The organism is Nonomuraea sp. NPDC047529 (genome assembly GCF_040642995.1).
GTDB lineage: Bacteria > Actinomycetota > Actinomycetes > Streptosporangiales > Streptosporangiaceae > Nonomuraea.
In genome coordinates this window covers 1-1,298 of sequence record NZ_JBEYTJ010000115.1, presented here as the reverse complement: position 1 = coordinate 1,298, position 1,298 = coordinate 1, and the positions used below count along the sequence as shown (strand labels likewise).

Below are 1,298 nucleotides of genomic sequence, written 5' to 3'. Positions count from 1 at the left end.
AGAGCCTGCTGACGAAGGGCTTTGGTGTTCCGCGGGGAGGGTCAGGAGAGCGCCGGGGTGTGGTCATGAGTGGGTAGTTGACCCGTAAGCAGGAGTGGGCTCCCGGTAGCTGAGGTGGTGTCTAAGCAGCTCAGCGGCCAGGAGCCCATGGTTGTCTGTCTACACGCCCGTGGCCGTGGACGCCAGCGGTTGTGCGTCACCGGGGTGCGAATGTCGCGGCCGGAAACCGGCATACCCATCCGATCTCGCCGATGCCGAGTGGCGGGTGCTGGAGCCTGAGGCGCGGGGAGTGATGGCCGAGCTGGTCGCGGTCGCGGGCCGGCCGATGGTGCACGACCTGCGCGCGGTGCTGGACGCGGTCGGCTATGTGACCCGGTACGGAATCGAGTGGCGGGCCCTGCCGGTCGACTTCCCGCCGCATGAAGCGGTGTATGCGTTCTTCGTGCGCTGGTCGCGGCGTGGTCTGCCCGAACGGCTGGCCGGGCGGCTGCGCGGCCGGCTGCGTGTTCTGGCCGGACGGGACGAACTGCCGACCGCCGGGTGCATGGACTCCCAGACGGTCCGGGCGGCCGAGACCGTCGGCGCGGCGGCCTGCGGGTATGACGCGGGCAAGAAGCTGAAGGGGCAGAAACGGCACGTCGTGGTGGACACCCTCGGGCTGCTGTTGTGCGTAATGGTCACCGCAGCGTCGGTGCAAGACCGTGACGGCGCGCACCGGGTGCTGGCCCTGCTGCGCGAGAAGTTCTCCACTGTCGCTCTGGTCTGGGCCGACGGCGGCTATGCCGGTCGGCTGGTCACTTGGGCCGGGCAGGTCGTGGCCCTGGCCGTGTCGATCGTGCGGCGGAGCGACGATCTGACCGGCTTCGTCGTCCTTCCCCGCAGGTGGGTGGTGGAGCGGACGTTCGCCTGGCTGGTCCGCTACCGCCGCCTGGTACGCGTCTATGAACGCAAGCCCGAACATCACGAAGCCCTGATCTGGTGGGCCACCGTGCACCAGATGACCCGCCGCCTGACCCGCGAACTCGCCGATCTGCCACCCGTAAGCCGCTGGAACGACCCGCCGCCCTTGCCGATCTTGTCCAGCCTCGACCGGCGCGGCAAGGTGCTGCAGCTCCTGGCCGCCCAGCCCTGGCGGGCCTGGAGAGGCCGCGAACTGGCCGCCATCCTCGGCATCGAGAACGTCAACAGCTTCCGCGTCCAGCTGTCCCAATGGTCCCATCAGGGCTACATCAACAAGATCGGACCGGCTCTCTACGGGCCCATGCCCACCGTGACTTAAGCCTTCGTCAGCAGGCTCT

At 68.7% G+C, this 1,298-nt stretch carries 1 protein-coding gene; it reads left to right on the top strand.

Features of this window, described 5'->3' with window-relative positions; translation table 11 throughout:
* The first annotated feature begins 169 nt into the window (after window positions 1–169).
* Window positions 170–1,279, top strand: a complete 1,110-nt coding sequence (locus ABZ815_RS52795; RefSeq protein WP_357711151.1) for an IS5 family transposase — start codon at window positions 170–172, stop codon at window positions 1,277–1,279.
* Window positions 1,280–1,298 lie beyond the last annotated feature (19 nt).